Annotated in this window: 23 protein-coding genes and 3 pseudogenes; 14 read left to right on the top strand and 12 right to left on the bottom strand. The window is 70.7% G+C overall.

Annotation, left to right across the window (positions count from 1 at the left end):
* Positions 1-86 precede the first annotated feature (86 nt).
* From OHA21_RS05800 to OHA21_RS05790, 3 genes are read right to left on the bottom strand one after another with little or no spacing between them, the layout of a single operon-like run.
* On the bottom strand, positions 87-746 hold the full coding sequence (locus OHA21_RS05800; RefSeq protein WP_328470918.1) for a response regulator transcription factor: 660 nt from the start codon (positions 744-746) through the stop codon (positions 87-89).
* The gene (locus tag OHA21_RS05795; RefSeq protein ID WP_328470916.1) at positions 743-1900 is read right to left on the bottom strand and encodes a sensor histidine kinase; all 1158 of its coding nucleotides are present in this window, start codon (positions 1898-1900) and stop codon (positions 743-745) included. The genes OHA21_RS05800 and OHA21_RS05795 overlap by 4 nt, the downstream gene beginning before the upstream one ends.
* Positions 1897-2733: a CPBP family intramembrane glutamic endopeptidase gene (locus OHA21_RS05790; RefSeq protein ID WP_328470914.1), complete on the bottom strand. Its 837-nt coding sequence runs from the start codon at positions 2731-2733 to the stop codon at positions 1897-1899. The genes OHA21_RS05795 and OHA21_RS05790 overlap by 4 nt, the downstream gene beginning before the upstream one ends.
* A gap of 350 nt (positions 2734-3083) precedes the next feature.
* Here OHA21_RS05790 and OHA21_RS05785 point away from each other — a divergent pair, with 350 nt between their 5' ends.
* Positions 3084-4340 carry a BtrH N-terminal domain-containing protein gene (locus OHA21_RS05785; protein WP_328470912.1) on the top strand — a complete coding sequence of 419 codons (1257 nt, stop codon included), beginning with the start codon at positions 3084-3086 and terminating at the stop codon, positions 4338-4340.
* A gap of 77 nt (positions 4341-4417) precedes the next feature.
* Here OHA21_RS05785 and OHA21_RS05780 read toward each other — a convergent pair whose 3' ends face one another.
* Complete coding sequence (locus OHA21_RS05780) at positions 4418-4816, bottom strand: winged helix-turn-helix transcriptional regulator (RefSeq protein WP_328470910.1); 399 nt, start codon at positions 4814-4816, stop codon at positions 4418-4420.
* Between the two features lie 109 nt (positions 4817-4925).
* Here OHA21_RS05780 and OHA21_RS05775 point away from each other — a divergent pair, with 109 nt between their 5' ends.
* Complete coding sequence (locus tag OHA21_RS05775) at positions 4926-5831, top strand: NADP-dependent oxidoreductase (RefSeq protein WP_328470908.1); 906 nt, start codon at positions 4926-4928, stop codon at positions 5829-5831.
* A gap of 39 nt (positions 5832-5870) precedes the next feature.
* On the opposite strand, the gene OHA21_RS05770 is transcribed toward OHA21_RS05775, so the two are convergent.
* On the bottom strand, positions 5871-6245 hold the full coding sequence (locus OHA21_RS05770) for a nuclear transport factor 2 family protein (protein ID WP_328470906.1): 375 nt from the start codon (positions 6243-6245) through the stop codon (positions 5871-5873).
* Positions 6246-6281: 36 nt separating this feature from the next.
* Between OHA21_RS05770 and OHA21_RS05765 the strand changes: the two genes are divergently transcribed.
* Both OHA21_RS05765 and OHA21_RS05760 read left to right on the top strand, forming a co-directional pair.
* Positions 6282-7124 (top strand): helix-turn-helix domain-containing protein, encoded by an 843-nt coding sequence (locus OHA21_RS05765; protein ID WP_328470904.1) that lies wholly within the window; start codon positions 6282-6284, stop codon positions 7122-7124.
* A gap of 10 nt (positions 7125-7134) precedes the next feature.
* Complete coding sequence (locus tag OHA21_RS05760; RefSeq protein ID WP_328470902.1) at positions 7135-7416, top strand: hypothetical protein; 282 nt, start codon at positions 7135-7137, stop codon at positions 7414-7416.
* A gap of 231 nt (positions 7417-7647) precedes the next feature.
* Here the strand turns inward: OHA21_RS05760 and OHA21_RS05755 are convergent, their stop codons facing one another.
* Both OHA21_RS05755 and abc-f read right to left on the bottom strand, forming a co-directional pair.
* Entirely contained in the window at positions 7648-10467 is a 2820-nt protein-coding gene (locus tag OHA21_RS05755) for a peroxidase family protein (RefSeq protein ID WP_328470900.1), read from the bottom strand.
* A 157-nt stretch (positions 10468-10624) separates the two neighbouring features.
* Positions 10625-12223: pseudogene (gene abc-f, locus OHA21_RS05750) on the bottom strand (ribosomal protection-like ABC-F family protein); the annotation flags it as partial.
* Between the two features lie 290 nt (positions 12224-12513).
* Here abc-f and OHA21_RS05745 point away from each other — a divergent pair.
* Positions 12514-13998 carry a hypothetical protein gene (locus tag OHA21_RS05745; protein WP_328470896.1) on the top strand — a complete coding sequence of 495 codons (1485 nt, stop codon included), beginning with the start codon at positions 12514-12516 and terminating at the stop codon, positions 13996-13998.
* Positions 13999-14099: 101 nt separating this feature from the next.
* Positions 14100-15662, top strand: a complete 1563-nt coding sequence (gene murJ / locus OHA21_RS05740) for a murein biosynthesis integral membrane protein MurJ (protein WP_328478310.1) — start codon at positions 14100-14102, stop codon at positions 15660-15662.
* A gap of 2 nt (positions 15663-15664) precedes the next feature.
* Here the strand turns inward: murJ and OHA21_RS05735 are convergent.
* Positions 15665-15793 (bottom strand): annotated as a pseudogene (locus OHA21_RS05735) (DNA-binding response regulator); the annotation flags it as partial.
* Positions 15794-15976: 183 nt separating this feature from the next.
* Between OHA21_RS05735 and OHA21_RS05730 the strand changes: the two are divergent.
* Genes OHA21_RS05730 through OHA21_RS05720 form a run of 3 tightly spaced genes read left to right on the top strand, consistent with a single transcriptional unit; the run spans position 15977 to position 18230 of the window.
* Complete coding sequence (locus OHA21_RS05730; RefSeq protein WP_328470894.1) at positions 15977-16888, top strand: hypothetical protein; 912 nt, start codon at positions 15977-15979, stop codon at positions 16886-16888.
* A gap of 28 nt (positions 16889-16916) precedes the next feature.
* Positions 16917-17543: a HEAT repeat domain-containing protein gene (locus OHA21_RS05725; RefSeq protein ID WP_328470893.1), complete on the top strand. Its 627-nt coding sequence runs from the start codon at positions 16917-16919 to the stop codon at positions 17541-17543.
* Positions 17544-17576: 33 nt separating this feature from the next.
* Positions 17577-18230: a hypothetical protein gene (locus OHA21_RS05720; protein ID WP_328470892.1), complete on the top strand. Its 654-nt coding sequence runs from the start codon at positions 17577-17579 to the stop codon at positions 18228-18230.
* Positions 18231-18233: 3 nt separating this feature from the next.
* Here OHA21_RS05720 and OHA21_RS05715 read toward each other — a convergent pair whose 3' ends face one another.
* The 3 genes from OHA21_RS05715 to OHA21_RS05705 form a co-directional block, all read right to left on the bottom strand.
* Positions 18234-19253: a LacI family DNA-binding transcriptional regulator gene (locus OHA21_RS05715; RefSeq protein WP_328470891.1), complete on the bottom strand. Its 1020-nt coding sequence runs from the start codon at positions 19251-19253 to the stop codon at positions 18234-18236.
* A 296-nt stretch (positions 19254-19549) separates the two neighbouring features.
* Entirely contained in the window at positions 19550-19720 is a 171-nt protein-coding gene (locus tag OHA21_RS05710; protein ID WP_328470889.1) for a DUF4240 domain-containing protein, read from the bottom strand.
* 10 nt (positions 19721-19730) lie between these two features.
* Positions 19731-20570: a LysR family transcriptional regulator gene (locus tag OHA21_RS05705; RefSeq protein ID WP_328478308.1), complete on the bottom strand. Its 840-nt coding sequence runs from the start codon at positions 20568-20570 to the stop codon at positions 19731-19733.
* A 101-nt stretch (positions 20571-20671) separates the two neighbouring features.
* Here OHA21_RS05705 and OHA21_RS05700 point away from each other — a divergent pair, with 101 nt between their 5' ends.
* Positions 20672-21394, top strand: a complete 723-nt coding sequence (locus OHA21_RS05700; protein WP_328470887.1) for an SDR family oxidoreductase — start codon at positions 20672-20674, stop codon at positions 21392-21394.
* 111 nt (positions 21395-21505) lie between these two features.
* On the opposite strand, the gene OHA21_RS05695 is transcribed toward OHA21_RS05700, so the two are convergent.
* Positions 21506-21982, bottom strand: a complete 477-nt coding sequence (locus OHA21_RS05695) for a signal peptidase II (RefSeq protein WP_328470885.1) — start codon at positions 21980-21982, stop codon at positions 21506-21508.
* Between the two features lie 183 nt (positions 21983-22165).
* Between OHA21_RS05695 and OHA21_RS05690 the strand changes: the two genes are divergently transcribed.
* The 4 genes and pseudogenes from OHA21_RS05690 (at position 22166) to OHA21_RS05675 (ending at position 26366) form a co-directional block, all read left to right on the top strand.
* On the top strand, positions 22166-23440 hold the full coding sequence (locus OHA21_RS05690; RefSeq protein WP_328470883.1) for a vanadium-dependent haloperoxidase: 1275 nt from the start codon (positions 22166-22168) through the stop codon (positions 23438-23440).
* A 51-nt stretch (positions 23441-23491) separates the two neighbouring features.
* Positions 23492-25234 carry a DJ-1/PfpI family protein gene (locus OHA21_RS05685; RefSeq protein WP_328470881.1) on the top strand — a complete coding sequence of 581 codons (1743 nt, stop codon included), beginning with the start codon at positions 23492-23494 and terminating at the stop codon, positions 25232-25234.
* A gap of 66 nt (positions 25235-25300) precedes the next feature.
* Positions 25301-25507 (top strand): annotated as a pseudogene (locus OHA21_RS05680) (helix-turn-helix domain-containing protein); the annotation flags it as partial.
* Between the two features lie 85 nt (positions 25508-25592).
* Complete coding sequence (locus tag OHA21_RS05675; RefSeq protein WP_328470879.1) at positions 25593-26366, top strand: DUF899 domain-containing protein; 774 nt, start codon at positions 25593-25595, stop codon at positions 26364-26366.
* The last annotated feature ends 3 nt before the right edge of the window (positions 26367-26369 follow it).

Raw genomic sequence — 26369 nt, 5'->3', positions numbered from 1 at the left:
CCATTCGGTACAGAATGCTTCACCGGCTGGTGATGCCGCGTGCGAGCTGTTCTACCAGACCGGCGGCCGCATCAGGAGTGGGCCGCTCAGGTCACCAGGCCGCGGCGGTAGGCGTACACCACGGCCTGCACCCGGTCGCGCAGGTCCAGTTTGGTGAGGATGCGGGACACGTACGTCTTGACCGTCTCCTGGCTGAGCACCAGCGCCGCGGCGATCTCGCTGTTGGACAGGCCCTCCGCGATGAGCCGGAGCACCTCCAGCTCGCGCGGGGTCAGCGCGCCGCCGTCCGGGTCGCCTTCGGCCGGGCGGATGCGGGCCGCGTACCTGCCCACCAGCTGCCGGGTCACCTCCGGGGCCAGCAGCGCGGCGCCCGTCGCGACCGTGCGGATGCCGCCCAGCAGCTGCGCCGGTGGGGCGTCCTTGAGCAGGAAGCCGCTGGCGCCCGCGCGCAGCGCCTCGTAGACGTATTCGTCGAGGTTGAACGTCGTCACCACGAGGACCTTCACCGGCTCGGGGACGCCGACTCCGGCCAGCAGACGGGTCGCCTCGATGCCGTCGAGCACCGGCATCCGGACGTCCATCACCACCACGTCGGGCCGGAGCCGGGCGGCCAGGTCGACCGCCGCGCGTCCGTCGCCGCACTCGCCGACGATCTCCATGTCGGGCTGGGCGTCGATGATCGTCGCGAAGCCGGCGCGGATCAGCTCCTGGTCGTCGCAGACCAGCACCCGGATCGGCGCGGTCACGACGGGTTTCCGGCCGGGATCCGGGCCCGCACGAGGAAGCCGCCGCCGGCCTGCGCGCCCGCGCTGAAGTCGCCGCCGAGGACGGCGACCCGCTCGCGGAGCCCGGCGAGGCCGCGCCCGCTGCCGCCCGGGGAAGCGTTGCCGGATCCGGAGCCGTCGGTGCTGATCTCCACGGTCGTCTCCCCTTTCCCGTGGTGGACGTGAACCCTGGTCGGGCTGCCGTGCGCGTACTTCAGCGCGTTCGTCAGCGCCTCCTGCACCACCCGGTACGCCGCCACCTCGGCGCTGCCGGTGGCCGCCGACGGCGTGCCGTCCCGGACGAACTCGACCGGCTGCCCGGCCTGCCGGGTCTGGTCGACGAGGGTGTCCAGGTCGCCGACCGACGGCGTACGCGGGTCGTCGGTGCTGTGATCCGGGTTGAGCAGGTCGAGCAGTTGCCGCAGGTCGCCGACGGCCCGGCGGCCGGTGCCGGTGATCGCGGTCAAGGTCTGCTCCAGCTTGTCCGGGGCGCCCGTCAGGTAGCGTGCCGCCTCGGCCTGCACGACCATCGCCGTCACGTGGTGGGTGACGACGTCGTGCAGCTCCCGGGCGATGCGGGTGCGCTCCGCCGTACGGGTGGCCTCCTCGACATGGCGGCGGCGTTCCGCCTCGGCGGCCCGGTTCTGGCGCAGCCACGCCCCGATGCCCCACGCGAGCGCCAGCAGCAGATAGAAGGTGGTGAACCCGACGACGCCCTCAGCCGAGCCGAGCCGGTCGAGGGAGACCACGAGGGATCCGTACGCCGCTGTGGCGAGACCCGCGACGAGCCAACGGCGCTGTTCCACATAGGCGCCCGCACTGACGAGCGCGATGGCCAGTGCCGTACCCGCGACGGTGTGGTAGCCGCGGAGCTGGTCGATCGCGAAGCCGAGCGACACCAGCACGAGGCAGACGGCCGGCCACCGGCGGCGTACGGCCAGCGGCAGGCACTCCAGGGCGACGACACCGATGGTCAGCGCGTCGTACGGGCGGTTCGGCAGGTCACCGACCTGCGTGCCGTGCCGCTGCAGCGCCGGGACCGCCGCCGCGAGGGCGAAGGCGAGGGCGAGCGGGAGATCCCGGACCGTGACCGGCCACTGCCGCCACAGATCCGGGAGGCTCCGGAGCTTGATCACCGGGTGACTGTAGCGGTTGCCGGGGCTTGTGCCGTCCGGCGGCGAAGCGGGACGATGTGCCCGCGGCGCTTGGCCAGCCACAGGAACACCACGGTCAGGACCACGCCGGCCAGCACCGCGTACAGGCTGCCCTCCGGCCCGAAAGCGCCCCCGCTCAGCGCGACCGGCCCGGACGTCGAGGCCTCGAGCAGCCCCTTCGACTCGCCGTTACCCGAGACCGCGACGCTGAAGATGCCGCCGGCGGCGAAGTTCCAGCCGAAGTGCAGACCGATCGGGACCCACAGGTTGCGGGTGGCGGCGTAGCAGGCGGCCAGCATGAACCCGGCCTCGATCGCGATGGCGGTCGCCCCCCACAGGGTGGCGTCCGGGTTCACCAGGTGCATCGCGCCGAACACCACGCCGGTCAGGGCGAGAGCGATCCAGGTGCCCGTACGCTCCTCGATGATCCGGAACAGCACCCCCCGGAACAGCAGCTCCTCGGTGACGGCCGCGGCCGCCATGAACCCGAGCAACCCCAGCGCTCCCGTCGGCGAGCCCCAGCCTTCGACGTGGTAACCGCCGAGGAACGCGATGTTGGCGATGACGGCCGCGAACATGGCGAAGCCGATGAGCGTCCCGCGGCCCACCTTCCCCCACCAACCGTCGAGATCGAGCTCGGCAGGGTCGCGGCGCTCGGTGCGCCGCACCACCCACCGGTAGACGACCACGCCCAGCACCGCCGCCACCGCGCCGATCACCAGGGTGAGGAAGAAGTCGCCCTCGACCGCGGCGGCACCCTGCCCGCCGATGAGGGCGACGGCGACGACGGCGAGAAGCTGTTTGACGAATCGCATGATGACTCCTTCGCAGACCGCGACCGGAGCGCCGCGGACAGGAAGAAACCTATGGATTTCCGCCGCAGCAATCGTCACCGTGCGGTGGACACTTGCGGGTAGCTCGCACGGGGGACACGACCCGCTCGGCGAGCAGGCGCTGGCGGTCGTGGCACGGGTGCTGCGGTAGGGTGAGGTCGGCACGCTCCCGTGCCGAACCTCCTCCCGGGTGCCCACGCCACCCGGCACCGCGGAGGCAAAGGGGTGTCCGGCCTCGGGAGAGCGACCGTCCCATGCTGAGACGCACCGACGGTTGTGCGTATCGCTGCCGCGTGGGGATCGCGGCGTGCGCGTGACCGGACGGGACAGCGATGACCGAGCAGAAACACCTCAAGGCCCGCATCCGTGCGCGGATGGCCCGGACCGGCGAACGGTACGCCGCCGCGCGCCGGCACGTGGTCGGCGACGCCGAGCGGCCCGGCACCGACCACGACTGGCCGTTGCGGGGTGGGCTGCACCCCGAGACCGCCGCGGTGGCGCACGTGCTCGCCGGCCATGGAGTCGAGCTGTCGGAGGCGATGGTCCTCGGCATCGGCGGTGGGCTCGGTGCCGGATACATCCTCTGGGAGTTTGCCGCGCACGACACCACCCACCTGACGTTGGGTTTCCGGCGCCGGTGGAACTATCTCGACTGGACCGACCAGACCCTGGACCGGCTCGGCGCCCGTTACCGGGTGCACACCACGTCGGGCGCCAAGGGCGCGGCTGCCGCCCTGGACGCGGCACTGGCCGCGGGCGAGCGGGCGATCGTGGTCCCGGACCGGTACCTGGTCGGCTACTGGCACCTGCCCCCGCACTTGGAGGCGCACGGCGGCCATGCGGTGGTCGCCTACGCGGCGACCGGCGCGGGGGTACGCATCGACGACCGCAACACCCGTCCGCTGACCGTCTCGGCCGACGCGCTGCACCGCGCCCGGGCACGCGTCGTCTCGTACCGGAACAAGCTTGTCGTGGTTGAGGCCGCGACCCCGCCGGAGAAGCTCGCAGACCTGGTTCGTGACGGGGTCCGGGAGTGTGCCGGGCACCTGGGCGGCACGTCTTCGTCGTTCGCGCTGCCGGCCTGGCAGAAGTGGGCGAAGCTGCTCACCGACCGGCGCAACGCGAAGGGCTGGCCGACCGTTTTCGCCGACGGCCGCGGGCTGGCCACCGCGCTGCTGACGGTGTGGGACGAGGTGGAGCCGGTCGGCATGAGCGGCGGCCACCTGCGCGACCTGTACGCCGACTTCCTCGACGAGGCCGCACCGCTGCTCGGCGAGCGGGCGACGCAGGCGGCGCAGGCGTTCCGCGAGGCGGGCCGCCGCTGGCATGCGTTCGCTGAGGCCGCGCTGCCGGCCGATGTTCCGGAGTACGCCCGCCTGCGCGACATGGTGGCGGCGGTGGCCGAGGGCGTGGCGCTGGGAGACGACGGCGCCGCCGGCCGGGCCGAGGCTGCGGCCGAGCTGTGGCAGCTACGGGCCGAGCTGGACCGGAAGCCACCGGTGGCGCCCGATCTGGGCATGCTGGCCGACCGGCTGCGCGCGGTGCACACCGCGGAGACCGAGGCGGTCGAGGTGCTGCGCACGCTGTAAATGTTCGAGCGGCCAGGGTGAATGAGCTCGCCGGATGCCGATGCTGCTGACCGGCATCCGGCGGCTGACCGTTCGCGTCAGGGTCGTGCGTCGAAGTGGGTGCGGGCCTCGAAGACGCGGTCCATGTTGGCCTCGGCCCAGGTCTTGATCGCGAGCATGACCGGGAACAGGTCGTTGCCGAGTGGGGTGAGCTCGTAGTCGACACGGACCGGCACTGACGCGGTGACCGTGCGGGTGAGCAGGCCGTCACGTTCCAGGGTGCGTAGCGTCTGGGTGAGCATCTTCTGACTGACGCCGGCGATGCGGCGGGCCAGCTCGCCGTGGCGTTGCGGGCCGTCGGCGAGCGCTGCGATCACCAGCGCCGCCCATTTGTCGGTGAGCGTGCTCAGCAGTTCGCGGGTCGGGCAGCCCGCCAGGAACGCGTCGTAGTCACGTTTGGACTGCTCGCGCCGCTCCCCGGCCGTTGTCGTCGCCATGCCCGCCACCTCCTGGCACCTTAGGCACCTCAAGGTACCTACTTACTTCTGGTGCCCAACCCTACCTATCTTCTAGAGGTCAACAACACCTCGAAGGAAGAGGAAAGCGATGCGCGCCATCAGGTATGCGGAGTTCGGCGGCCCGGAGGTCCTGCAGGTAGCGGCGGGTCTGCCGGTGCCCGAGCCGGGACCGGGACAGGTACGGGTACGCGTCGCCGCCTCCGTCCTGCACCCGGTCGACCTCATGATCCGCGCCGGCCGGTTCCCGGCCCCACTTCCGACCGGGCTGCCCTACATACCTGGCTGGGACGTCGCCGGCACGGTCGACGCGGTCGGCCCCTCGGTCACCGACCTGGCCGTCGACGACGAGGTCATCGGCTTCACCCCGTGGCTGCAGACCACGAACGGCGCCCACGCCGAGTTCGTCGTCCTGGACGCGACGTGGCTGACCGCCGCACCCACCGGCATTCCCGCCACGCAAGCCGCGACCCTGCCGACCAACGGCCTCACCGCCGTCCAAGCCCTCGACCTGCTCGCCCTGCCGGCCGGCTCGTCGTTGCTGGTCACCGGCGGCGCAGGACAGGTCGGCGGGTTCCTGCTCGCCCTGGCCCGCAACGCCGGCCTGCACGCCACCGCCGTCGCCGGGGCCGGCGACCGCAAGTTCGTGGAATCGCTGGGCGCGACGTTCGTACCGCGCTCGGAGGAACCGCAGGGCAGCTTCGACGCGGTCGTCGACCTGGCGGTGATCGGCTCGTCGCTGCTGGACGTGGTCCGCGACGGCGGTGGCTTCGTCGCCGCTTCTCCCCCGCTGCGCCCGGAACCGGTACGTGGAATCCGGACGCACGCCCTGGGGGTGCAGCCGAACGGCTCCCGGCTCAGCGACCTGGTCAAGCTGGTCGAAAGCGGCGACATCCCGCTGCGCGTCGCCGGCGTCTACCCGTTCACCGAAGCGGCAGCCGCCCACATCCGGCTCGCCGAAGGCGGCGTCCGCGGTGGCGTCGTGATCGTCCCCTGATCCGGTGTCTGCCCTGCCGGATCCTCGGCAGGGCAGACCTCATTCCCACCAGCGCAGATTCTCGGCCGCTGTCGCCACCGGCTCGATGATCTCCCACACGTCGACGATCAGCCCGTCCTCGAGCCGGCAGACGTCCACGACCACCGTCTCCGGGCCGCCGGGAAGCCAGCGCCGGGAATGCACCACGACGTACTCGCCGTCGGACAGCAGTTGCAGGAGCTCCACCTGCATGTCGGCCAGCGGCACCAGTGCCGCCTCGACCGCGGCGAGCCATTCCTTCTTCGTTTTCGTGACGTTGCCCGGCCGGCGGTGGGTGAAGTCGTCGCTGAGGAACCGGCCGACCGCGTCGACGTCATGTGTCTCGATCAGTCCGGCCAGTGCTCGCTGGACGATGCTCTTGTTCTCAGTGGTCATGGCCCGAAGTGTTTCGGCGCCGGGTGGCACTTGTCGATGAAGTGGCATTTCATGGCGTTCGCCGCCAGGATGCGTACGCTCTCGATCGTGCACACCGTCGGGGAACTGCTGCGGCAATGGCGGCATCGTCGTGGTCTGAGCCAGCTGGACCTGTCCATCGCCGCGGACGTCTCCGCCCGGCATGTCAGCCTGGTCGAGACCGGCAAGTCCCAGCCGAGCCCCGACATGATCCTGCGGCTGGCCGACCAGCTTCATGTGCCACTGCGCGACCGTAACCACCTACTGCTGGCCGGTGGTTACGCGCCCCGCTACCCCGAGCGGTCTCTGGACGACAGCGCCCTCACCGCCGCCCACGACGCTATCCGGCGGGTTCTGCGCGCGCATGAACCGTACCCGGCCATTGTCTTTGATCGTCGCTGGAACATCGTGATGGCCAACCGGGCGTTCGAGCCGTTCCTCGCCCAGGTCTCCCCTGACCTGCTGCGCCCGCCGGTCAATCTGATCCGTCTGGGCCTGGACCCGCGCGGCCTGGCCCACCTGGTCGTCAACCGCGACGACGTACGTGCGGTGTTCCGCTCCCGGATCTCCCGGCAGCTCGCCACCAATCCCGATCCCGAGCTGACCGCCCTGTACGAGGAACTGCTCGCTGATGAGCCCGGCGAACCGCCGCAGCCGCAGGCCGGCACCGACGTGGTGATTCCGATGGTGCTGCGCATCGACGGGCGGGAGCTGCGGCTGTTCTCCACGTTCACCACGTTCGGCACGCCGATGGACATCACCATCGACGAGATCGCCATCGAGTCCTACTACCCGGCCGACGCCGAGAGCGCCGCCTACTTCGACCGTTTCGTTCAAGCCGACAAGTCCGGCCCTCCCTAGCGTGGGAGGCATGACCCGAGTTCCTGATGCGGCGCGCCGCCGCCTTCGTCTGGTTGACCGGGTGCTCGACCCACGCCGGCTGGCGTATCTGAGCGGCGGCGGTGACCGCGACGGGGTGCTGGCCGCGCTGGCCGGGTACGCGACGCCCGACGGCGGGAATGCGTTCGCGCTGGAGCCCGACGTCAAGGGGTCGAGCCGCCGCAGCGGCCGTCTGCTGAGCCGCGGTCGCCGGGGTGGGGACGGCCGTGATCGCGGTTACGGCTGGCGTGCCGATCGCGGACGGGCGGCCTGACCGTGGTCCGCAGGTGCTGACCAACTCGTGGAACCGCCCGGCGGTCGAAGGTTGTGACCTGGCCACGTTCGTCCCGGCCACCGCCGCGTTCGCGGCCGCCGGGACGTTCGTGGTCGCCTCGGCCGGCAACAGCGGGCCCGGCTGCGCGACGGTGAATCTGCCGCCGGGGCCGTACCCGGATGTGGTCACCGTCGGCGTGACCGACCACGCGGGTGTGGTGGCGGCGTCCTGTCATCGACGGGTGGGCCAGGGCGCGAAGGCGTTCGCGTCGGCGGGCAGCAGCGCCGCCAAGGCTGGGCAGTGCCGGTGGATCAGGCTGGTCATCGAGGTCTGCGCGATCCAGTCCAGGCCGAACTGGGTGTAGATCTCGGGCCGGTAGTCGGCGGTGAGGAACCGGTCGCTCTGCAGCCGCCGTGACGCCATCAGGATGAAGACGCGGAACGCGGTGTCGGAGAACCCGAAGCCGTCCGGCGGGGTTTCGGCGAACAGGCCGACCATGGTGTCGACCTCGTCGATGCTGCGGTAGACGGTGCGCAGTCGCTCCACCGTTTGCGGGTCGCTGTTCAGGTCCTCCCAGCGCGTGATGCGGGGCAGGTGCAGGGCGGCGCGGAAGTCGTTGTAGCGGGGTACGCCGCGGCGGCGGGTGCGGACCAGGTCGACCACGGACAGATCGATCAGTTCGCCCTCGCGTTCCACGTTGAGCAGTGCCTGAGGGTAGTTGTGCAGGGTGATGGCGCCGGGGTGGGCGGTGCCGAACGAGTAGAGCACGTTGGTCAGCCCGAGTTCGCGCAGCACGTCGTCGGCCAGGTCGCCGCGCAGCTGATTGAAGGCGGCGTCGCGCAGCAGGCCGCCGGTCGCGGCGTCGTGGAACGTGTAGTCGTCGGGGATGAGCGGGTGCATGCGGTAGACGGTGACGAAGTCCTCGGTGAGGGAGAACGGTGTGCCGTGGTGGTCGGGTGTCGTCTTCGGGATGCCGTGCAGCGCGTTCGCGTCGGTCAGCCACAGCCCGATCCGGCTGAGCAGGTCGTTGGCCGGGACGCCGTGCCAGTTGACGTTCATGCCCCGGCGCAGCACCTCGGTCGCCAGGATCGCCGGCGTCCACTCCACCGTGTGGATCTTCGCGATCAGAGCGGACACGATCAGCCGGGCGGTCTCGTAGACCCGCACGTCACTCCAGCCCGGGTTGCGTTGGCGCAGCTCGTCGCAGAGCACGTTGTGTTCCCGGGCGAACAGCGTGTGCATGCTGCTGAGCCCGAGCCACCACGCCTCGTTGAACCCGGTGATCTCCGCGCCGCGCACGTCCACCGGCAGGTAGCCGTCCGGGGTCATCCGCAGTTTCGCGCCGTCGCGCAGTTCGGCGGCCTTCGCGGCGTCCGAGCCGTACACCTCGGAGCCGTCCCACCAGTGCGACACGACGTTGCCGAACAGCTTTTCGACGCCGTCCGCGCCGGTGCCGCGGCTGATGTTCCCACCGATGCGCATCCACGACTCGAGCGGCCCGCCGACCGTGTTCACCCAGCCGGGCATGTCGGCCGGCAGCGGCACCTGAACGTCGTCGACGCCGAGCGGATGCCGGGCGTGAACCACCCAGTCGTGCACCTGGAACTGGATCCAGGCGGCGGCCAGGATGTTCAGCGAGGTCGCCGGCCGGAACTGCTCGCGGTGCAGCAGTTCGCGACTGACCACGATCGGGTTCGGCTCATCATGCAGGTCAGGCCGGTGCACCGCGGGCACGTTGCGGCCGAACGCCGCATCCACGGAACCCATGGCAGGCTCAGAAAGATCATTCAAACGGCCGTCATGGGTACGGAAGACGCGCTCATCCTCGGCCGGAGCTGCCGGCGCCTGCCGGGCGCGCGGCGGGGCTTCGCGCACCTCGGTGTCCATCAGGTTCTCCCGGCGCAGCACGTCCCGCAGGGCCGCCAGGTTGAGCAGGGCCAGCGACGTCGGCAGGCGGTGCCAGGGCCGGAACCGGTTGACCACGCCGAAGATCGTCCGCATCGCGGCGCCGGCCACGTGGTTGCGCAGCGGCACGTCGGTGAGCCAGCGTTGCCGGTCGCGGTGCGCGGCGCTGGCGTCGTAGGCGGCCTTGCGCACCCGGTTGAGATTGCCGAGCGGCCGGAATTCGTCGGTGGTGTTCCACGGGTTGAACCGCAGCGCGTGCACCGCCGGGTCGTCGGAGGATCCGGCGGGAATGGTCAGCACCGCGATCGGCTCGGGCGGGTCATCACGTGAGCGCCAGTCGACGGCGGCGTCCTCGATCGGCGTCGACTCCGAGTCACGGAACCGCTGCACACACAGCTCGAAACTCACGTCGCCGCGCGCCAGCCGGTCCGCCAACTCGTGGCCGAGGAAGTCGGGGTCACCGGCCGGCGGCGCGCCCGCTGCCGGTGTGCCGGGCGCGGGCCGCAGCAAGTACTGCACCGCGGTGTCGCCCCAGGCGATCGGGATGCGGCTCCAGAACGTCTCGGTCGCGACGCTGGTGATGCGGGTGCGCCCGGCGGTCAGGTTGCGCACGATGCGGACCGTCTCGCCGGGGCCGAGCACGAACACCAGCCGTACCAGCCCGGCGTAGCGCCGCCACCCGCCGCCGGCCGTGGCCACGGCGACCTCGGCGAACTGGCGGGCGTCGCGGGCGTGCGACACCGGCGCGTTGGTCATCAGCAGGTCGTGCTGCTCGCCGCCGGCGTCCACGGTGACCCGCAGCGCCGCGCCCCGCAGGTCGGCCTCCTGGTCGGACAGGATGCGGCCTTCGGCGTTGCTGAACCGCACCGCCGTGCGATAGACCGCGCCCGGCTGGGCGAAGCCGACCCGCAACTCGGCCGGCACTTCGAGAAACCGCAACACTGCGTCGCGCGTACCGAAAATGCTTTTGGCCTGGAAGCCCGCGGTGATCGGCCCGCCGCCGGAAGCCTTGCGATTCCGCAGCTGGGTTTGCATGATCTTGACCGCGAACCCCTCGAATAGCCGCCGTTCGGCCTCGGGCGAGCCGCCCAGGTAAGTCTCCGACCACAGCCTCGTGCGGTGGGTGGTCCGGTCCTCAGCAGTCATCGGTGACCCCCGATCGATCAGCCTGCGTCAACGCGTCGCGGGCCGATCCTGGCGCAACGGCGGCCCGCACGGGTGTCTGCTGTCGGCTACCCGATCCAGGTAGGCACTGTTCGCTGACGATGCCTCCGGGCGCCACCTGGATCTGCCGTGCCGGGGCCGCGGCTTGCGCTCGCTCGCGCCACCGCCGGTCGTGGGTGACGGTCAGAACAGCGCCGGGGTACGTAAGCAGCGCCTGCTCCAGTTGCTCGAGCAGTTCGGGAGCCAGGTGGTTCGTCGGCTCGTCGAGCAGCAGCAGGTCGCTGGGGCGGGTGACGGCGAGGGCGACCTCCAGGCGCCGGCGCTGCCCGACCGACAGGTGCGCCACCGGCCGGCCCAGGTCGTCGGGATGAAACAGCCCGAGCCGCAGCAGCGCGTCCGCGGCGTCCTGCTCGTAGGCGGCGGTGGCCACGGCGAAGACCTGGAGCAGCGTCGCAGCCGAACCGGTCGTGATGTCCTGCCGCAACCATGCGACACGAAGGCCGGGACGGTGCCAGACCGTGCCGTGCTGCGGTGCGAGCTCGCCCGCCAGCACGCGCAGCAGCGTGGTCTTGCCCGACCCGTTGGGTCCGGAGATCAGCAGCCGGTCACCGGCCGACACCGCGAGCGACTCCAGCTCAAGCCTCGGCGCCGGCCCGTCCACTCCCAGCCGGACACCGTCCGCACTGATCAGGGCACCCGGATCGGCGGGCGCCGGCCCGGCGAAGTCAGGTGTGAACCGCAACGGATCGGCAGGCCGCGGCGCGGGATCCGCGCGCAGCCGGTTCACCCGCTCCTTCGCCATCCGAATGCGTCCCATCGCACCGTGGTCGCGGCCGCGGGCCCGGAAGGCGGCATGGCCGAACAGCGAGCGGCCCAGCTTGCGCGGGATCGCGTCGAGCCGGAAGGCGTTGGCGGCGACGAGCGCCTCCTGACGGGCGAGGTCGTGCCGCCACGCCTCGTACTCGGTCAGCAGCCGCCGCCGTTCAGCCGCGCGTGCGGTCAGGTAGCCGGCGTATCCGTTGCCGTATCGGCGCAGCGAACCACCTTCGACATGCACGATGTCGGTCGCGAACCGATCCAGCAGCGCACGATCGTGGGTCACCACGATCAGCGCGCCGCGGTGCGCGGCCAGGCGCTCCTCCAGCCAACCGATACCGGCGTCGTCGAGGTCGTTGGTCGGCTCGTCGAGCAGCAGCAACTCCGCCTGCGACGACAGGGCCGCCGCCAGCGCCAGCCTCGCCTTCTCGCCGCCGGACAGCGTGCTCACCAGCCGGGACTGGTCGAGACCGCCCAGCCCGAGCCGGTCGAGCCCGGCGTGCACACGCTGATCGACTTGATAACCGTCGCGGGCCTCGAACCGGTCCATGGCGGCGCTCAAACATGCGAGCAGCCCGGCCTGCTCGTCGGCGCCGACGTGTTCCAGCCGCTCAGCGGTCCGCTGGATCTCGGCCTCGAGGCCGCGGACGTCGGCGAGCAGGTCGTCGAGTGCGTCCGCGACCGTGGCGCCGGGCCGGAACCGTGGCTGTTGTTCGGCGAACGCGACACCGCCGGGCAGTTCGACGTCACGGTCGCCGGCCGTCAGCCGTACCGTTCCGGCGAGCGCTCGCAGAAGCGTCGACTTGCCGGCGCCGTTGTCGCCGACCACCGCGATCCGCTCGGCGGGGCCGACGATCAGGTCGATGCCGGCCAGCACGGTGCGTTCGGCGAATCGGACAGCTCCGCCTCGAATGGCGATCATTGGGGGCTCCTCCCCACGACGCGGCAGCGTCGCGGAATCCGCGCCTCGAAGAGCGCGAGAACGTACGGGGAACCTCGCGCGGCCGGCGACACATGCCTGCACGACGCGCATAGGACCCACCGCGGAGAAGCCTCGACGCGGTGTCCCGTACTAGCGGATCAGAGTGCCCACGGCGGCAACGGTAGCAGACGTTCGGTGGCTAGGCGGGCCGGACAGGGATCGATGATCTCTGTACACTGCGGCGGCGCGCCAGGCGGGGGCTCGGCGCATGACGTACGGGGAGGAATGTCGTGAGGTCCCACCGTGTCCGCCGGTACGGCGCCGGACTCGCCGCGGTCCTCGGATTGCTCGCCGCGACTGCGATGCCGGCCGCCGCGGCTGCCAAGCCGACGCTGCATCTCGAAGACATGACGCTGGAACCGGGTGGTCCGGCGAAGTCGCAGTTCATCTGGGTGTCGCCGAATCCGGTCAACGCGGAACTGACGCTGCACGACGTCGACGTCACGATCGACACCACCGGCCTGGCCGGTGTGGCAACCGTGAAACTGCTGAATCACGTCGCCACGTGCACGACCACCGGGCCGGTCTACACCTGCCAGGATGACATCCTGCGGCCCCGGATCGGCGATATGACCGCGAGCATCCTGCTGACGGACCTCTCCTTCACACCGGTCGGAGCGGCCGGCGCGCAAGGCCAGGTCAAGATCACCATGACGAGCCGGGAACAGGGCACCGTGGTGCAGACCGCCACGATCTCGGTCGAGGAGAAGGTGGAATCAGCGCTCGCCGTCGGCGGCGAATTCACCGTGGTCGAGACGAAGCCGGGCGGCACGTTCCGGGTGCCGTTGGACGGCGTGCGCAACGAGGGCGAGAAGGTCGTCGACGGCGTCGTTCTCACCTTCGGCATCACCCCGGAGTTCCAGCCGGCCCGGCTGTACACCAACTGCGAGTACGGCACCACCCTCGGCTACTGCCACTTCGACACGAAACTGCAGCCGGGTACGGTCTACGCGCTCGCCGGCGCCCTGACCGCCACCGTGCCGGCCGACCTGCCGGCTCCGCTCCAGCTCGAGCATGGTTTCGGCTGGGTCGTTCACGCCCTGAGCGGCCCGGGCATCCAGAAGGTCCGCGCGCAGAACCCGAAGCGGGGCACCGGCGGCACGCTGACGTTGACGGCGCAGGGCGCGCCGAGCGACACGGAGTACCACGAGGCCCACCAGACCGTCGTCGTGCGGGTCGGCGGCAAGCAGAGCGCCGACATCACCGCGATCGGCGCCGAGGTGCAGGGCGACGTCGGCTCCACCGTGGAGGTGGAGGTCGGCATCGAGAACAGTGGCCCGGCCGCGGTCTACGGTCCCGGTTCGGACCCGCGAGCCACCGTCACCCTGCCCGAAGGCACCACGGCCCTCGATACCCCGCAGGGCTGCACCGCCGACGCCAAGAACAAGCTCCGCTACGTCTGCGTCGTCGAAGACGACGTGTACCGGGCCGGCACCTCGACGACTTGGCCGTTCCCGGTGCGCATCGACAAGGCGGGCACGCTGACCGGCACGGTGGCGGTCGCGGTGAACCAGTCGGTGGCGCAGCCCACCGGCAACGACACCGCCGAGATCGTCCTCAACGGCCCCGGCGACGGCGGTTCCGGTGGTGGCGGGACGCTGCCGATCACCGGCGCCCCGATCGCGCTGGTCACCGGCGTGGGCGTGCTGCTGCTCGCGGGCGGCGCGGCCGCGTACGTGATCGGCCGCCGTCGCCGGGCGAAGTTCACCGCGTGACCCGGCCCGCCGGCGTCGGGGCCGATGCCGAAGCTCCGACGCCGACGGGTAGACAGGTCCCCGTGACGGAGGGCTCGTCGATCAGGCAGGCCGGGCGCAGCCTGGCCGTCGCCACGCTCGCGTCGCGGATCGCCGGATTCGTGCGCATCGTGGTGCTCTCCGCCGCGCTCGGTCTGGGCACCCGGCTGCTGGACACCTACAACATCGCCAACACCCTGCCGAACGCCGTCTACGAGCTGATCGTCGGCGGGACCATGGCCAGCATCGTCGTGCCGCTGCTCACCCGGGCCGCCCTGACCGAACCGGACGGCGGTGTGCTGTACGCGCAGCGGCTGCTCTCCCTGATCGTCTACGTCCTGTCCGCCGTCACCGTGCTCGCCATCGTCGCCGCGCCGCTGCTGATCGACCTGTACGCGCCCGGCTTCACCAGCGAACAACGCGAGCTGGCGATCGTGTTCAGCCGCTACTTCTTCCCGCAGATCCTCTTCTATGGCATCAGCGCCACCGCGGCCGCGGCCCTGAACAGCCGCGGCCGCTTCGGCGCGCCTGCCTGGGCGCCGCTGTGCAACAGCGTCATCGTGATCGCGGTCGGGCTGACCTACGCGGCCGTCGGCGGCAGCACCACGACGACCCTGGACACCGGCCACCTGCTGCTGCTCTCGGTCGGCACCACGGCCGGGGTGTTCGCGCAGATGACGCTGGTCGTGTGGGCGTTGCGCCGCACCGGGTTCGCGCTACGGCTGCATCTGGATCCGCGCGGTATCGCGATCCGGCGGATCGGCCGGCTCGGCATCTGGGTGCTGCTGTCGGTCGTCACCACCCAGATCCTGGTGGCGGCGGCGACCCGGACAGCATCGTGGAGCGGACCGGGCGGCATCACCGCCTTCCAGAACGCGAACGCGATCTACCACGTGCCGTTCGCTGTCATCGCGGTGTCCGTCATGACCGCGATGCTGCCGCGGCTGAGCCAGTACGCGGCCCGCAGCGAACATCAGCGGGTCGTCACCGGGTTGTCGCGGGCGGTGCGTACCGCGCTGGTCGTCATGGCGCCGATCGCGACGGCGTTCGTGCTGCTCGGCCCGCAGATCGCGACCGTGCTGTTCGATCACGGCAACAGCAACGCCGCGACCGTACGGGTGCTCGGGCTGGTCCTGGCCGCCTACGGCCTGACGCTGGTGCCCTTCACGAGCTACATGATCCTGCAGCGGGGTCTGTACGCCCTGCAGGACACGAAGACGGCTGCGCTGATCACCGCGGTCGTCGCCGGGGTCGGGGTGGCGGGCTGCGCGGCGGCCGGGTGGCTGCTGCCGGCCGAGGACATCGTGATCGGCATTCCGATCGCGTACGCCGCCGCCTACACCACCGGGCTGGCCCTGACCGCCGTGGTGCTGCGCCGCCGTCTCGGCCACATCGACGGTAAGCGCCTCGTGCGTACCCATCTGCGGGTTTTGATCGCCGTCCTCAGCGGCGCGGTGTGCGCCGTGCTCGCGCTGTGGGCGCTGGCGGCCGCGGTGGATTCCTCGGGCTGGGGCGGTGCCCTGCTCACCGCTGCGGTGGCGGCGCTGGCCGGCGGGGTCGGCTATCTCGCGGCCGGCCGGCTGCTGCACGTGGCCGAGCTGCGGCACCTGCTGAACGCAGCGCTGCCCGGCATCCGCACCTGGTGACCGGGCAGCCGCCGGGTGCTGCGGGTGAACAGCTGCCGCACCACCTCGGGGTCCATCGCGGTGCCACCGGCGGCCACCCGCTCCACCGCGTCCAGGAACCCGTCCAAATTGGTCACCCGGTCCTTGAGCATCTCGCATGGATCTCAGCGTCGTCAGTCCGGCGCCGCGGCGGCATACGGCGGCCCATGCACTTGCCTGGTAGGGCCAGCCTTACCAGGGCAGCGAGATGAGTCGATCTCCACTAAGGTTGTTCCGAGTCGATAACCGGGCCCCACCGCCCGGTACGGGGAATCGATGTAGAGGAGAAACCACCCTTGCGTACGCTCATGCGCGCGGGCGCCATCGCGCTCGCGGCCAGCTCTGTCGTGCTCGGCGGCGGCGTCGCCGCTCAGGCGGCTCCGGCCGACAACGTGACATTCACGCTGAATCGCCTGGTCCTGCAGCCTGCGGAGTACGGCCACACCGGCAGCATCCGCATCGTCATCCGCAACCGGACGAGCGAGCCGTTCAGCGGCGGTGTCACCATCACCGAGCCGCTGCCGTACACCACCACGAAGACTGAAGGCGCCTCCGGCTGCATGCTGGACAAGACGCCGGACAACCGCACCATCTCCTACTGCGGGATGGACTACGTCATCGAGCCGGGCCGCAGCGGCGTGGTCACGGTCCAGTTCCGTTCGCCGAGCAAGCCGCAGCCGTTCGCCCAGATCGCGCCGACCAACGGCAGCATCGAGATCGGTGGGGTCACCACCGAGTTCTCCGCGCTGTTCCGCTCCACCACGGGTTCGCTGCGCAACCCGCGGCCGTACGTGCAGGACACCACGCCGGCGCTGAGCGTGGCCGCCGGCGATGTGACCCTGACCCGGCAGGAGGACGGCACCTTCGCCGGCCGCGTGCCGGTCACGGTGCGCAACAACGGCGACGCTGCGCACCGGGGCCTGGGGGCGGAACTGCGGTCCCCTGCGGGCGTCGACCCCTTGTCGAACATCGAACCGAGCGAAGGTTGCTTCCCGATTGAGGACGGCCTCGGCACCATCTGCTCGGTGGACGGCGGGCAGCTTGCCGAGGGCCAGGAACGCTCCTTCGAGTGGTTGCTGACCGCGCCGGCCGGCACCCCGGCCGGACCGCTCGGTACCGGGACGACGCAGGTGAACCTCGTCACCGACGGGGCCGCACAGGCCGACAACGCCAACGTCGCCTCGTTCGCCGTCACGGTCGCCGACTGATCGGTCCGTCGATCAGAGATCATGTGGTGTGAATTTCGACGTACTGCTGGACCGGGTCGCGGCCGATGACCCTGCCGCTGGGCAAGCGCTGATCGCGGCCGGTGCGCCGGCCGTCGGTCCGGTCCTGCAGACGTTGTGTGACGAAGCCTCGCCCATCCCCTGGTATCGGCTCACTGCCGTGCTGCAGCGGATGGGCGAGGCCGCGTTCGGCCCGCTGGCCACGGCGCTGGCCGCGGCGCCGACGGCTGAGGTGGCCCGGCGCTGCAGTGCCGCCTTCATCCACCTGGACGTGCCCGACAAGGCGATCTACCGGTCGGCTCTGCGCCATCGCAGTCCCGCGGTCCGCGCCGCAGCAGCCAGCGCGCTGCAGGCCGAGCCGTTCCTGCCCGACCTGATCGAGCTTCTCGACGACCCGGACCCCGACGTACGCCAGCGTGCCGTCTGGGCCTGCGCGGTGATCGGCCCGGCGGCGATCCCGGCGTTACGCGCGGTGCGGCGTGGTCCTGGACGGCGACGCCGGGCAGCGCTGACCACCTTGGCGGACATCGGGGGCTGGGCAGCCCTGGAAGCCGCCGACCAGCACGCGGTGACCCGGCTCATCGAGGTCAAGGCGCTGGGCGAGACACCGGCGCCGATGCACCTGTGCGGCTCCTGATACGCCGTACCCGCGGCGGCCGGCCAGCAGGCGGTGCTGGACGCGTTCGAGCTGACCGAGGCGCGGCCGGTGACGATGCGGCTCGGCGCCTCCGCGTGGAACAGCGACCACCACAACGGGGACCACCGCTCCTGCTCGCGCATGTACGTGACACCGGCACTGAACGCTTGGACGCTGGTCTTCGGCACCGTGCCGGCGGTGGCGCACACCGACAGCGAGGCGGCGTTCGGGGAAGCGGTGCGGGCCCACTGCGCCCGGCTGAGCAGCCGGTTCGGCGTCGCCCACTGGTACGGGGCCAGCTGCGGCGACGGCTGGACCGCCTGGTGCCTGGCCGAGGATGGAACGGTCACTGACTTCTACGACATCTTCGAATCCGAGCCGCCCGAGGAATCTCCTGTTCCCGACGATTCGGCGATCCGTTACTACGACGACTTCGTGCCGACCGCCGCTCGCCCGGCCGCACACTACGAACAGCTACACCTCGACGGCTTCCAGGCACCCGGCAGCCAACCGGCTCGTAGCCGGCACGACATCCCGGAACGTGCGCACGCCACCGACGTCGCCGCCCGGCTCTCCGTCAACCCTGGCGCGCTCGGCCCGGACGTCACCGTCACCGGCCGCGGTGTGCTCGCCCTGACCAGCTGCGGAGCCGGCCGCCTGAGCACACCGGGCGCCCTGGAAATCTGAGCGTCAGCGCGGAGGAGCAGTGCTCGCCCGTACGACCAGTCGCGTGCCCAGCTCCATGCGGGGCGAGTCGAGCCTCTTGCGGCGTGCCAGGCTGAGGATCGTGCGGGCGGCGAGCCCGCCCATCTCCTCCAGCGGCTGCCGCACCGTCGTCAGCGGCGGCGCAGCCCAGCGCGCGAGGGGAAGGTCATCGAAGCCGACAACGCTGAGGTCGTCAGGGATCCACAGCCCTCGGATCCGCGCCGCCTCGTAGACACCCAACGCGATGTGGTCGCTGGAGGCGAAGATCGCCGTCGGCGGATCCTCATGATCGAGGAGTCGCTGGGCCGCGGTGATGCCCGAGCGGTACTCGAATTCACCGTGCTCGACCAGGCTCAGATCTTCGGCGATCCCCGCGTCCTCCAGGGCGGCCCGATAGCCGTCGAGCCTTGCACGACTGCACAACAGCCCGCCTCTCGACCCCGTGATCATGCCGATCCGCCGGTGGCCGAGCCCGATGAGGTGGTCGGTCGCGGCATGCGCCCCCAGCCAGTCCGTGGCGCCGATGGTGGGCAACTTCGCCGCCGCCCTCAGCCCCGGGTCGAGACTGATCACCGGAACGTTCAAGTGGTCCAGCACGCTGCCGAGCGGCGTCTCCCCACTCGCGCCCGCCAGGATCGCCCCGGCCGTCTGCCCGGACCGGGCACGCCGCAGCAGGCCCTCCCTGCCCTCGACGCCACGGTCCAGGGCGGAGACGACCAGCCCCACGCCGGCCTCGCGCATCACCGCTTCCATGCCACGGATGTGCTCCAACTGCCAGGAGCTGTCGAGGCGCGGATAGATAACGTGGACCGTCTCGGCCGACACCGCTGATCGCTTGCGCGGTGCGCGATATTCGTACTCCTCCAGCAGTTGCTCGATCCGTGCCCGGGTGTCTTCAGCGACCTGATCGTCGCCGTTCAGCACCCGCGACACGGTCGGCACGGAGACTCCGGCCGCCCGGGCTATGGTCGCCAGCGTTGTCCGCTTGGCAGGCGGTCGGCTCAATCCAGGCCTCCATCGATCAACGTTGACGATCCGGCACGACGGAGACTACCGCGTCACCGACCGGGGCAGCGCCGATTCGGGATCGACCGGGAAAACCTGATCAGCTGAGGACTATCGTCGAGCGTCCGTCGACGCCCGCGCCCGCCTCGACGTCACGGCGATGCTCGATGAAATGCCCGTGGCCGCGGTCACCCTCAACGAGCTCGGCCGCCGGAGGGGTTTGGCGAGCCGAACGTGCTGCGCGACTTCGAGTCCCGCGAGGCTGCTTCCACCTGGAGCTGAAGGACAGCCTGCAGCTAGGACGCCGCCATCAGGTCGTGCAAGGGCTGGTTCAACCCTGCGACCTCAGCCACCGGTAGCGCGGTCAGCACTTGCCGGGTCCGCTCGGCCACTTCCTCGGCGTCGGACGGGTCGTGCGCCTGTGTCCGGCCCTGCTCGACGAGCGCCCACAGCTGATCGACAGTCATGAGCGGCCCGTTACAGCTGGGCAGCGGTGCGGACGAGGCCCGCGACGGCTCGGGAGCGGCTGTGCGCGGGCCAGGCGAGAACGGTGGTGACGTGCGGCGCGTCGATCAGCGGAATGGCTGCGTGCGCGCTCCACAACCATGATCGGGAGGAGGCGCAGAGGACGGCCAGCGTGTGCCCGAGGGCGATCAGCTGGGCCAGCTGCGACAGGTCGTGGATCTCCGGGCCCGGGCCGGGCTCGTAGGTGCCGTCCTGGCGGGGCCAGCGGGCGACGGGCAGGTCCGGCACGTCGCTGAGGTCAGCCATGGTCAGAGACGTACGCGCGGCAAGCGGATGCCCGCCCGGAACGATGGCCACCTGTTGCTCCGTCAGCAGGTCCTCGGTGTCGAAGCCGGCAAGGTCGTCGAAAGGCCGCTGCATGAGCGCCGCATCGGCACGGCCGTCCCGCAACATTCGCGCCTGGTCCCCCATGCCGCACAGCAGCACATCGATCTCGGCCGCGTCCGGCTCGGCGGCGTGGGCGTCGAGAAGCTTGCGCAACAGCTCGTGGTTCGCGCCGGCTTTGGTCGCCAGCGTCAGCCGATTCGTGGAGGTTGCAGCGCGACGGGTACGGCGGACGGCCGCAGCGGTCCCGTCGAGGATGACGCGGGCCTCGCCGAGCAGCACCTGACCCGCGTCGGTGAGCGCGACCCCGCGCCGGTTGCGTTCGAGCAGGGTGACCCCGAGGCGTCGCTCGAGCTGCTGAATCGCCCGGGACAGGGGCGGCTGAGCGATGCCGAGGCGCTCCGCCGCCCGGCTGAAGTGCAGTTCCTCGGCGACGGTGACGAAATACCTGAGCTCACGGGTCTCCAGCGCGTCCACCGGCCGACGATAACGCGGTGATACCGGCCCGGTATGACAGCGCACCTAACCGGTGTAACGACATCACCGGTCGCCGAGCCACCATCGGCCTCATGAGCGACAAGAAGACCGCGCTGGTCACCGGCGCGAACAAGGGACTCGGGTACGAGATCGCGGCCGGTCTGGGCGCACAGGGTTACCGCGTGCTGGTGGCAGCGCGCGACAGCGCCCGGGGCGAGGCAGCCGCGAAGACGCTGCAGGCCGCCGGAGTCGACGCGCTTCCGATCACCCTCGATGTCACCAGCGACCGCAGCGTCACCGAGGCCGCGGCAACGATCGACCACCTGGACGTGCTCGTCAACAACGCCGGCATCTCCGGAGAAACCGGCCCGGGATGGGCGCAGGATCCCACCACGCTCGACCTCGACGTCGTCCGTACGGTCGTGGACACCAACGTCTACGGCGTAATCCGGGTGACCAACGCGATGCTGCCCCTACTCCGGCGCTCGGCGTCGCCGCGCATCGTCAACATCTCCAGCAGCGTCGCATCGCTGACCTGGCAAACAGACCCGAACATCGAAGTCGGCCCGATCATGGCGGCCTACTCACCGACGAAGTCGTACCTCAACGCCGTCACCGTGCACTACGCCCGCCAGCTCGCCGGCACGAACATCCTCATCAACGCCGCCTGCCCGGGCCTGGTCGCAACCGACTTCACCGGCTTCGTGGGCCGGCCCCCGCACGAAGCCGCAGCAACCGCGATCCGGCTCGCAACGCTCCCTGACGGCGGCCCGACCGGCGCATTCTTCAACGACGACGGCGTCGTCCCCTGGTGACCTTCCGCCGACGAACCGCTTGATCCAACCCCTTCCAGATCCGCCTCGGCCACACTGTGGCGCGCTGCCGTGTTGGTCGAGGCCCAAGGCGATGACCTGCGGACAGGCAGGTCATCGACCCACCCTCGCGGGCTCGGCGGGACCGGACAGGAGCACTCCGCGCAGGTTCAGCAGCACGGCCAGGCTGACACCGACTACGAGTGCGATGTCCGCGACGTTGCCGACGAAGAAGCCGAAGTAGTCGATGAAGTCGACGACATGCCCACGTGCCAGCCCGGGCTCACGGAACATGCGGTCGAGCAGATGTGTGGCCGCTCCACCGAGGACCAAGCCCAACGACACCATCCAAGCGCGCGATCTGACCCGGACCGCGACGATGCTGATGGTGACCACCACAGCGGCGGTGATGACGGTGAGAACCCAGGTGAACCGCTCGGCGAAGGAGAACGCGGCACCGGCGTTGTAGGTCAGGCGTAACTGGATCAGCTCACCGACGACGGCGACGGGCGCCCGCCCGCCGAGCGCCGACACCGCCCACAGCTTGGTCAACTGGTCGACGACGACCACGGCGCCGGCCAACACGACCACCAGCAAGAACCCCGCACGGGCAGAACGCGTCTCACGGCCATTCACCAGCACAGTCTAGGGCGGCTGGTGAACCACGCGGCTGCACGTCTGCAGGAGAACCGGCCGGGCTTGAAAGCGATCCGAAGTCCACAGTTGACACGATCCCCGTGATCTGAGCCCAGAGAGCACGGGGAGGAACCAGCGATGAGAACGATCCTATGTGGCAGGCTGCGCATGGCGGCGGTGACGGCGGCGTTTGTGCTGCTCTCACCGGCGGTGTTCGCGTCCGGTGCAGCGCAGGCGGGGCCGGCCGGCGCGGTGAATCCGGTGGTCACCTGGAACTCGTACGCCCAGACGGCCATCTATGAGGTGGCGCGGCAGTCGCCGACCACCACGGCGCGTAGTTTCGCGATGGTGCAGGGCGCCGTCTATGACGCGGTGAACGCGGTGGCCGGCGCACCGTACCGGCCGTATCTCGTGGCGCCGCCGGCCCGGCCCGGCGATTCGGTGCCTGCTGCCGTCGCTGCGGCCGCTCACGGCGTACTGCTGTCGCTCTTTCCGGCCCAGGCCGACGCCCTGCGTGACCGGTATGACGAGGCGCTCGCCGCGATTCCTGACGGCCGTTCCAAGAAGGGTGGCATCGCCGTCGGCGAAGCCGCGGCCGCGGCCATGATCGCCTCCCGGGTGAACGACGGCGCGTTCTCCGACGCGACCTGGCGGGTCGGCACGGAACCGGGTCAGTGGCGGCCGACCCCGCCCGACTTCCTGCAGGTCGGCGCGTGGTTCGCCACCCTCCGGCCATTCGTCGTGCCGGACCCGGGCCGGTTCCGCACGCCGGGCCCGCCGGCGCTGACCAGCGCGGCCTGGGCTCGCGACCACAACGAGGTGAAGGCGGTCGGCTCGGCCACCAGCACGGTACGCACGCCGGATCAGACGGAGGCGGCGATCTGGTGGGACGACCAGCGGTTGGTGGAGTGGGCGATCCTGCGCGACGTGGCCACGACTCAGCGGCTGGGCACGCTGCAGGCCGCCCGGATGTTCGCGATGGCCGACCTGGCCGCCGTCGACACCATGATCGCCTGCTACCGGGAGAAGAAGCACTGGAGCTTCTGGCGGCCGGTGACCGCGATCCCGCTGGCCGGTACGGACGGCAACCCGGCCACCTCACCCGACCCCGGCTGGACGCCGCTGAAAGTGACGGCACCGTCCACCGAGTACCCGTCGGGGCACGCCTGTTTCACGTCGTCGACGATGACCGCGCTGCGGGCGTTCTTCGGCCGTGACGACATCGCGTTCAGCGCCTACAGCGCGGACTCCGGCACGGTACGCCACTACCGCAGTCTCACCGCCGCCACGGCCGAGTTGAAGCTGGCCAGGATCTGGGCCGGGGTGCACTACCGCACCGCCGTCGACCACGGCGAGCAGCTCGGCACGACCGTCGCCCGCGACGTGCTTTCCCGGCAGTTCGGGCGCCGCTGACCCGTACCCCGGCATTTCTTTTGTCTGAGAGTCGGCCCGGTGGAGGCTCACGTGGATTCCAGATCTCTTCGTTTCGTCGTCCATTTCCTGGAACTGGCGGTCGCCATGGCGGTCGGCATGTTCGCGCTCGACGTGCTGTGGGCGGCGATCCTGCCGGCCGTCGGTAGCCGGGTGGACGTCTATACCGTCGTCATGGCGACCGACATGGCCCTCGGGATGGCGCTGTGGATGGTGATCCGGGGCCGTTCCTGGGCCCGGATCCTGGAGATGTGCGTCGCCGTGTACGTCCCGTTCCTGATCCTGCTGCCGCTGTTCTGGGCGGGTGCCGTCTCGGTCGGCACGCTGATGCTCGTCGGGCACGTGCTCCTGGTTCCGGCGATCATCATGGTGATGCTGTGGCGGCGTTCCGAGTACACCAGCTCCTGGCGCCGGGACGGCCGGCGGCGTTTCCTGTGGGTGGGTGCGCTGGTCCTCGCGTTCGCGGTGCCGCCGGCCGTGGTCGGCACCGTGCGGGCGGTGACGTATCTGAACGGGGTCTACGAACCACCGGCCGACAGCGCCGTGCCCGCCCTGCTGGGGCAGGCACGGCCGGTGCATGATCCGTCCCGGCCGACCGCGGTGGTTCTGCTGGGCAACGAGGGCGCCAATGCGGGTGACTCGCTGGCGCCGTACGAGACGCTGGCGGCAACCGGGGCGTTCAACCTGTACACGGTCGCTCCGCAACGACGGCTCGTCACGCTGACCGGAGGTCTGGACCTGGTGCCGGACCTCAGCTTCGCGGAACTCGACCAGCGGCTCGGCGCGGCGGCACCGGAGGTGATCGTCGTGCCGGCCCTGCCGGACGCGACCGAACCCACCTCCGCTGCCCTGCGCGGCTGGCTGGGACGGATGCACGACAACGGCGCCACGGTGATCAGCGTCTGTGAGGGCGCCGCCGTGGTCGCCGCGGCCGGGGTGCTCGACGGACACGGCGCGACCACGCACTGGTTCCGCATCAATGGGCTGGAGAAGCGGCATCCGGCCGTGCGCTGGCAGCGGGAGACACGGTACGTCGATGACGGTGATGTGATCAGCACCGGTGGCGTGCTCTCCGGTATCGACGGGACGTTGCGCTACGTCGAGCGCCGGCTGGGCATCCCGGCGGCCAGAGACGCCGCGTCCGCGGTCGGCTGGAAGTTCTACTCCCCCGGCAAGCCCGCGCCGTTGCCGCACTGGACGTTCGGACCGCGCGAGATGATCACGGGGGTGAATCTGAGTTTCCGGCCGCATCAGGACATCGGTGTGCTGCTCACCGACGGGGTCGGGGAGATCGAGCTCGCTTCGGTCTTCATCGCCTACAGCGACGTGAGTTACGTTGCGCGGACGTCCACGCTCGGCAACGGCTCGGTGGCACCGGTGCGGACCCGTCACGGATTGACCTTCGTGCCGCGCGGCACGCTTGCCGAGGCGTCCGGCCTGGACCGGTTCGTGGTGCCCGGGGCGCAGGTCGCGCGGCGCAATCCGGTGCCGGACGCGGCCGGCGTACGCCCCGAATATGTGCACCGTGAGCCGGACTTCGCTTTCGAGCTCGTGCTGGAGGACATGGCCCGCACCGTGGACGTGCCGACGGCGCGATGGCGTGCCAAGACGCTGGAATACCCGCCCACGGCGCTCGACCTGCACGGCCCGGGCTGGCCGTGGGGAGCGACGTTGCTGCCGGTGCTGTACGGGTTGCTCGGCGTCGGGGCCGCCGTCGCGCTGCGGTCCGCACTTCGCCGGACCCGGCGGCCGGAAACCGACCGGACGCCACATTGACCCGGCACGTGCCGCGGGTCGTCGTGGTGGCGTACGACCGCGCCGAACTGCTGGAGATTCGTCCGCCGTACCGGTCAGTCGCCGGGCCGCTACGTCCGCCGGGCCCGTACCGAGGCCGCCGCGAACCTGCTGCTGTCCACCCGCCTTCCGCTGGCGCAGCTGGCCCAGCGGTGCGGGCTGGGTTCGTCGGAAACGCTGCGGCGCGCCTTCGCCGAACGCTACGGGGTCTCGCCGTCGCGGTACCGGGCCTCCCGGGCCACGACGGACCGGTAGCCCACAGATCCGGACATCCTGCAATGACCTCCTCGACACGTGCCCGGCCCGCTCGCGAGCATCGCTGTAACGGAGGGAAGCCGAGATGACAATGATGAACAACCTGCCCACGGTGGTGTCCCGCGAGCAGTGGCGCGCCGCCCGCATGGAGCTGCTGAACAAGGAGAAGGAGCACACCCACGCCGGTGACCGGATCAACGCCGAACGCCGGCGGCTGCCGATGGTCCGGGTCGACAAGGCGTACGTCTTCGAGGGGCCGGACGGGAAGGTGAGCCTGGCCGACCTTTTCGAGGGCCGGCCACAGCTGGTGGTGCACCACTTCATGTTCGGGCCGGACTGGGACACCGCCTGCCCGAGCTGCTCGTCCGCGGCCGACGGGATCGGCAACCCGCGACAGCTGCACGTGCGCAACACCACGCTGGTAGCTGTGTCCCGCGCCCCGTACCCGAAGATCGCCGCCTATCGCGACCGGATGGGCTGGACCTTCCCGTGGTACTCGTCGTACGACAGCGACTTCAACTACGACTACCACGCCACGCTCGACGACCGGGTCGAACCGGTGCTGATGGACTTCCACACCGAGGCGGAACTCGCCGCGCGCGGAGAGCCGTGGACGCCCGACATGCGCGGCACGGAGATGCCGGGCATCAGCGCGTTCCTGCGCGTCGGCGACGAAGTGTTCCACACGTACTCCACCTACGGGCGGGGCATCCAGCAGTTCCACCACGGCTACCCGTACCTCGATCTGACCGTCCTGGGCCGGCAGGAGCAGTGGGAGGAACCGAAAGGCCGCGCGGAACCCCTCGGTCTGCAGGTCGGCGGCCCCAACATGCGCCTGCCCGACGAGTACGGGACCTGAGCG

This window comes from Actinoplanes sp. NBC_00393 (assembly GCF_036053395.1).
Lineage (GTDB): Bacteria > Actinomycetota > Actinomycetes > Mycobacteriales > Micromonosporaceae > Actinoplanes.
Note: the sequence above shows the minus strand (reverse complement) of the source record. Positions and strands in the feature narration are given on the sequence as shown.